Annotated in this window: 8 protein-coding genes; all 8 read right to left on the bottom strand. The window is 46.3% G+C overall.

Annotation, left to right across the window (positions count from 1 at the left end; all coding sequences use genetic code 11):
- On the bottom strand, positions 1-944 hold a 944-nt coding region (locus DWX00_RS17605; protein WP_147398278.1), incomplete at its 3' end, for an RNA-guided endonuclease InsQ/TnpB family protein.
- The gene (locus DWX00_RS17600) at positions 883-1539 is read right to left on the bottom strand and encodes an IS607 family transposase (RefSeq protein WP_199669522.1); all 657 of its coding nucleotides are present in this window, start codon (positions 1537-1539) and stop codon (positions 883-885) included. The genes DWX00_RS17600 and DWX00_RS17605, both read right to left, overlap by 62 nt.
- Before the next feature lie 179 nt (positions 1540-1718).
- On the bottom strand, positions 1719-2669 hold the full coding sequence (locus tag DWX00_RS17595) for a TadE/TadG family type IV pilus assembly protein (RefSeq protein WP_147342475.1): 951 nt from the start codon (positions 2667-2669) through the stop codon (positions 1719-1721).
- Entirely contained in the window at positions 2623-4155 is a 1533-nt protein-coding gene (locus DWX00_RS17590; protein ID WP_118595896.1) for a DUF5702 domain-containing protein, read from the bottom strand. The genes DWX00_RS17595 and DWX00_RS17590 overlap by 47 nt, the downstream gene beginning before the upstream one ends.
- Before the next feature lie 156 nt (positions 4156-4311).
- On the bottom strand, positions 4312-4479 hold the full coding sequence (locus tag DWX00_RS17585; protein ID WP_022461946.1) for a Flp1 family type IVb pilin: 168 nt from the start codon (positions 4477-4479) through the stop codon (positions 4312-4314).
- Between the two features lie 53 nt (positions 4480-4532).
- The gene (locus DWX00_RS17580; protein WP_118595895.1) at positions 4533-5831 is read right to left on the bottom strand and encodes a type II secretion system F family protein; all 1299 of its coding nucleotides are present in this window, start codon (positions 5829-5831) and stop codon (positions 4533-4535) included.
- A 72-nt stretch (positions 5832-5903) separates the two neighbouring features.
- The gene (locus DWX00_RS17575; RefSeq protein ID WP_118595894.1) at positions 5904-6704 is read right to left on the bottom strand and encodes a type II secretion system F family protein; all 801 of its coding nucleotides are present in this window, start codon (positions 6702-6704) and stop codon (positions 5904-5906) included.
- Positions 6701-7003, bottom strand: a complete 303-nt coding sequence (locus DWX00_RS17570; protein ID WP_055219111.1) for a hypothetical protein — start codon at positions 7001-7003, stop codon at positions 6701-6703. Before DWX00_RS17570 ends, DWX00_RS17575 begins: the two co-directional genes overlap by 4 nt.
- Positions 7004-7013: the final 10 nt, after the last annotated feature.

Raw genomic sequence — 7013 nt, 5'->3', positions numbered from 1 at the left:
TTTATTCTGAATTCGTAAAACTTCTGCGAAGCAACTGCTCTTGAAAGATGTTTGTTCTTCATCATCCCCGATACATTTAAGTCTTCAATCGTTATATAAGATGGTTTGGTTTTTACGATCTCTGCGATTGTCTTATTGATGTAATCCGTACGGATATTGTCTATTTTATGATGAAGTTTTTGTACCTTAAGTTTTTGTTTTTGTATATTCGCTCTTTGAGTGGACTCTCCTTTCTTTAGATTTTCATACTTTCGGGAGAGACATCTCTGTTCCCGAACGAGTCGTTTTTCTAATTTCTTTAATCTTGCTGATTTGTTGATATTCTTATATGTCTTACCATTTGAAACAATGGCAAAATCCTTTAACCCCAGGTCGATGCCGATTCCTTCGTTAGAAAGATCAGCAGTTTTATTATCAGGAATTTCTATAAGAGCCGAAACATAATATCTGCCCGCTTTCATGGAAACATGGCCGCTTTTTATGATATATCCTTCTTTCGTCGTAGGAATGTATCCTTTTTCTTTGATACGAACCCATCCAAGTGATGGAATGTTAACTCGGTGTCTCTCGCAGCGACAATCTTTCGGATTATTCTTTACGAAATACATCTTCACATCTGATCTGCCTTTCTTTTTGAACTTCGGAAAAGCACTTTCATGATTAAAGAATTTTTTAAATGCAGTCTGTCCATGATTTACTGCCTGGGTCACCGCTTTTGAGTATGCTTCCTTAATCCATAAATATTCTGGATGTTGTGGAAGGTATTCATGATTCAGCCAGACTCTGAATTTACTGCTGCTCATGAATTTTTCGCCATTTTGATAAAGTTCTTTGTTATGGGCCAGATAGAAATTATAAATAAATCTACAAGTTCCTATTGTTTTATGAATCCTGACTTTCTGCTCTTCTGTCGGATGGATTTCCGTCCTGAAGCTCTTTAGCAATTTCCTCGTCCCTCTCTATTTGTTTTTTATACTTACGAAGTCCATACAGCCTGCAGGAGAACACATGAAGTATGGAAACAATATCCTGTACAAGTTCTTCCTGTGGTGATAATTCTTCGTTGTTTACCACCACGATCGTTGTGTTGCATTTCATACAGAATTTTTCAAACCAATCATAACCGAATCGGATAAATCTGTCTTTGTGGGTTATGATGATCGTTTTTACTTTCTGTTCCATTACTTCATCTAATAATTTATTCCACTTTTTGCGGTTGTAATTAAGACCACTTCCATACTCTTCGATACATTGGTCTACAATGATTCCCCTAGCATTACAAAACTGTCGTAAAAATGCGACCTGGTTTTGCAAATCGTCTTTTTGATTTTTTGTAGATACTCTGGCATAAATAACTGCCTGACGTTTATCATTTTCGATATTTATGCCTTTGAATTGAAGATATTGGTCATACGTATAATAACGCCTGTCAGTTGGAGTTCGATTTGCTTTTAAAATCCCTTCTCTGTCCCAACGCTGTAACGTTTTAACAGATATCCCTAACAGTTCAGCAAAATCTTTCGGCTTGTAGTTTGTGATATTTGATGTGTTCATAATATGATTCTCCTTTTACATATTTAAACACGTTATATCACATTTGACAATATATTTAGTTACTTATATTTTCCTCCTTTCCGCAAACCCGAGTTTCTGTTTACCGTCCTTCTTTCCAGTCTCACCCGGAAAGAAGACACCTGCTCTGCTCATATCCGGCTTTCTTACGCCGCCTTTTTCGCGCATTTCGAGCACTGCGGCAGTCCATCCGTCTGTTCCAGTGCTACAAGTTTTACTTTACGTTTCAGCCCTTTGCAGGAAAGACTGTTATGATACCGGTTTCCGTATTTCGTATAGTAAACTTCTGCCCCCGCAGCGCCATTTCCCACGCACTGTTCGCATTCCTTATATTTTTCTCCATCCTGATTCCGTTTCCACGCAAGCGCACCCGGTGAGGAAACCTGGATCGAAAGATTAATATGACTGCACGACGAATCGGTATGATACACACTGCCGTTCTCAGTCACCCACACCATCTGTTTTGCTTCGCCCTCTTCTTCATCCGCCTCCTCTTCTGTCTTTCCGCAGAACAGATGCACTTTCGCACACGCTGCAATTCCCCGGTTCCGCACCGGAACGAGGCGGTTTCCCATTTTCGGCCAGTAAATCGCTTTCAGTTCCAGCCATCCATTTTTCACACGGCTTCCTGCCAGTGTCACCATTCCATTTTCGCGGATTTCTTTTGGAATCTTTGCTTCTGCATAAGCAATGCACGCGGCCGTTTCCGGTATTTCATACGTTTCTTTTCCCGTCTCATCCACCGCGTAGGCACAGACGGAAAGATACCGCGCGGACTCCTGCAGAGATACCGTCAGCATTCCATGCAGCCGGTAAAGATCCACGATTTTTAATAACACAAGAACCGCGATCAGAAAAACAGGAAGTGCCAGTGAAGCTTCCACCGTCAGGCTTGCCCTGTTCCATTTTCGTTTTACAAAAGGCTGCTCTCCTGATCCGGATTTATAAAAATTCCCGGAAGAGTGGATAAGTTTTTTGATAAGGTTCCAGAAATAAATGTGCCGTTCAGAAGAACACCCTTTTGTATCCCTGCCGGAGTCATCCCATTTTTCAGGCTGCTCCCTGCATCTCATATCCATAATTTCTCGTAATCTCATACTCTCGTTTCCCAATTACCGCCGTAAAACCGGCTTCCAGTTCATCGACACAGCAATCCAGTCGGAAACCCGGCTGCTGCTGTTCTGTCCGCATATTGTATTCCACCAGATCCATCGCTCCAAACGTTACCGCTTTTCCCGATTTCTGCATCAAAAGCAGCCGCAGATAATCGGAATACTCCATGCCGCCCGGTGCATTTTTTCTGCTCTGATCCCCTGTTTCCAGCAGTTTCGGAAGCTGTTCCAGAGAAAGCTGCCACGATTCTGCCGTTTTGAACAGCGCTACTTTTCCACCATCCAGCAGTTCCCGCAGATCCAGAATGCTTTCTGCAAATGCCCAGCACACGGCAAGTGCCATTTTCACAACCGGCATCGCCGCCGGAACTCCAAACGACGCGGCAATTACCCCCGCCATTGCTTCCATCTCGCCCTGCTTCTGCGCATCTTTCGCCAGATACACCAGATTTGCCGCCTCCCGCAGCGCCAGCAGACGGTTCACGGTTCCCGCCAGATTATCCTGATCACTGTTTTTTCCGCAGAGCACATATTCCACCTGGCACTGCAGCCCTTCCTTCTTCTCCTTGCTGGTATAGCACGGAAATTTCCACAGAATATATTCGGACGAAAGTATCTTATCCACAAAGCTCAGTTCTTTTCCACACTCTGCCATGCCAAACCCGCTCTGCAGCTCCCGTTTTGATGCAAGAAACGATACATCCGTTTCCCCCTGCGACAGTGCCTGCCCTTCCGGGAGGACCAGTCCTAAAATTCCCATTTTCATTACTTTTTGAATGACCTCAATCGGATTCACAAAATCTTCCGGTACCGGCTGCTTCTGATCCGGTTCCGAAGGCGTGCCGTTTCCAGATTCTCCTTCACCTTCTGTTTTTTCTGTTCCCTCTTCTGGCTGTTTGGATTCTTCATACTGTTTTAAAACCTCCTCTTCCTCGTAACCGCTCTGTCCGTCCTCCTGACGTTTCACGATTTCCTGTTCTCCTCTTAATTTCTGGGAAAGCTGCTGTATTCCATAAGTTCCAAGGCTGGCTTTCATTGCCTCACAGATCTGACGGGAGAAAGCACTTCCCTCCTCGTCTGTCGCAAGACGATAGCCGCCGAGATAAACTTCTGTAACCTGTCCGCCAGATAAACTGCCTGATAGAATTCCCATCCCCGATGCAGTGGGGGACAGAACTTCTCCCGCAGTTTCTGCGACTTTTCTGCTCATGGTTTCAGGTTTCCAGACACCGCTCTTATCCCCGCCGTTATAAAAAAACAGCTCGTACTGTCCCAGCAGTGTTCTGTCATACCCGGCAAACAGAGAATACAGTCCCTGTTCCATTGCGCAGGCCGTCATCACCCGTGCATGGGCATTTCGCACCGACGCAATTGTCCCGGAAATCAGGGAAAGCATCAGTATCAGAACGAGACACAAATATGCTGTTATGCTTCCGGCTGCCCATCTTTTCTGTCTTTCTGTTTCCCTCATGGGATACAGCTCCTTCCACTTTACTTTTACTTTTTCGAACTTTAGATGCCGTGGATCGGATAAAGGATATACCGAGACACAGATATGCAAATGACATATAGGTCCGTACCGGCTTCTAAATTTTTCTTTGGAGTTCCGTATTGGACATTTTCCCGTTTATACGGTGTTGCTCTGGTTTGTGACCTTCTCCATCAGACTGTTGACCAGACTCACAAGCTGCTTTTTAAAGATTAGTACGAGTCCGATCAGCACAACGAGAATCAGAATCACTTCCACAACCCCCACTGCATCTTCCTCTTTCCAGAACTCCGATATCAGCTTCATAATTCCCACCTCCTCTCTTTACCAGCTGTTTGTTGTGGGGATAAAAACATCCCCTATGCATAAAAGGACAAAAATGCCGGAACCGTGAGTATGACCAATACAACCGCAAGCATCATGCCCATCGGAAGAAGAAGCTTTGTCGATGCCTTTTCTCCTGTTGTTTTCGCCTGCCTTCTTCTCTCCTCAAAGGCCTCCTGCGATTCCTGTTTCAATAATTCCAGCAGTCCTTTACTGCCTTTTTTCAGATTCTGCGTCAGCAGAACAGCAAGGGAACGATACGCTCCGGTTCCCATACGCATTCCCATGCGCTGGTACGCTTCCTGCTCGGAAACACCGTTTTCCATCTCCTGGCAGGTAAATACAATCTCTTCATAGGCAAAACGTTTCTGCCCGCCAAGCGCCAGATTTTTCCGGTAATCCACTGCAATCCGCTCGAGTACTTTCCGCATCCCAAGCCCGGCACCCAGAAGAAGAACCATTTTGCTGACAATTTCGGGATAATCCCGCAGCATCTGTTCTTCTCTTTTCTGCCTTGCTTTTTCTTGTTCCCTTCCTTTTGCCGCCCAGCAGACTGCTCCTGCCGCCGCGGCAAGTGCCATAAGTTCCAGACCTGTCAGATCCGGCACTTTTGACCATGTTACAGTTTCTCCGTTCAGTGTCTCCGGCAGATAATAGGCTGTTTCTTCGGGATGCGCTTCGTTTTCTTTTTCCACTGCTTTTTTCAGTGCCCTAAGAACCGCATCCCGCCCTTTTATCTCCGGTGGATAGACCTGAACCTTCCGTATATATTCTGTTGTTTCCCCCTGAAGTTCCAGTTCCGCTTTCAGCGTAACCTCCACTCCTTCTTCGGGAATCTCGTCTGACAGCAAACCCCGGCTGTCAATCAACAACGGCCTGTCTGTTTCCCAGCTAAGCGCCACCGGGCTTCCCGGTATTTCCGTAACCAGATCCATGTTTCTGTTTACCGTATGAAAAGACAGATTCTCACCTAAGATGATTTCATCCAGCGCCTCTATCGCCGCACTGAACGCCTCTTCTATCTCTTCTGCGCTGTAAGCTCTTGCAGGTACAGACAGTGTAATTCTTTCCGGTTTCTGATTTCCAACAGAAACCTCAAGTTTTTCCTCTGTCGGTTGGCTGCCTAAGGCACCCCGTTCCAGTTGAAGTTCCGCTTTTTCATCTCCTGAAACTTTTCGCACTCCGATCGGAAGGCAGAGTGCAGTGCCCGCTATAAACCCTGTCGCTGCAAGGCAGAAAATCCGTCTCACCAATTTGTGATCTTCCGCCTTTTTTCTCATCCGGAAATACCAGATGAACAGCCCCGCCCATGCGGTCAGACAAATCCACAACATTTGATTCCTCCCCTTTTTTTGCGGACGAATCGTTATGATTCGCAGTCTTACTTTTTAAACTTCAATTGCTTCTTAAAACTCAATGTCCAGAATCTTCTTTCCAAGCACCCATGCCGCCAGATACACGGCAAGGCATCCGCTCATGAAGAAAACCCCGATTACATTCCCATACATCACACTTAAGAATTCCGGAAAGGAAAGCTGTACATATCCCAGAATTCCAAACGGCACAACACTCATAATATTCTGCTCGAACCGCCGGGAAGAAACGCCCGCACGGATTTCCCGCATCGTGTCAATTCTCGTACAGAAAATATCCCACGTATTCTGAAAGATCTCGCAGACATTTCCTCCTGTCCGCTTCGCAATCACCAGTACACTTGCAAACGTCGCAATATCGTCAATGCGGCTTCGCACCGCAAGATCCTGAAACAGTTGTTCCACCGACACGGAAATCATCATTTTATGACGCATCCGGCGCAGTTCCTGTACCAGAATGTTTTCTTTTCCCAGCGACTGTTCCAGCTGTCCTGCCGCCTCCAGCACTGCATTTTCCATGGAATAGCCGGAACGCAGTGCCGTGTGCATCCACGCAATCAGATCCCGGAAGCTGTCGTACAGCTCCTCTTTCCGTCTCTGAATCCGGTTTTTCCGATACGTGTGAAAACATACGATTCCAACCGGAACCACAGCAATGCATGCCCACCACGCCCGGTAACAGAGCAGGTTCACAGCGGCGGCAATCCCAAGACTGATTCCCGCTATTTCGAGATATTCCCGACCGGTAAATTCCCAGGTCTGATAGTCGATCCCCTTCGTCTCCTTCTCCTCTGCCATGCCCGTCTTTACCTGGCTTCCCTCACGTATTCTCATCCTGTTTTCCCCTCCAGTTTTTCTCTGTGTACCAGTTCGCCTGTCTTTTGCAAGCCTCTCCCATATTCTCTTCGAAACAAAGAAACCGTTTTGATTTCGTCCTCCTCCATCCCTGTGATCTCTGCGATCTCCTCCACCCGACGGCTTCCATCCTCCCCGCGTCCTAAATGCACGAGAATTTCGATTCCCGATGCAATCTGGCGGCGGATTGCTTCCAACGGGAGCTGCACTCCCATCAGCACCATCGTTTCCAGACGGGAGATCATATCTTTCACGCTGTTTGCATGTGCCGTGCTCAAAGATCCCGCA

The organism is Blautia sp. AF17-9LB (assembly GCF_003479185.1).
In the GTDB taxonomy this organism is placed as follows: domain Bacteria; phylum Bacillota; class Clostridia; order Lachnospirales; family Lachnospiraceae; genus Fusicatenibacter; species Fusicatenibacter saccharivorans.
This window is presented reverse-complemented; position numbering and strand designations above follow the sequence as displayed.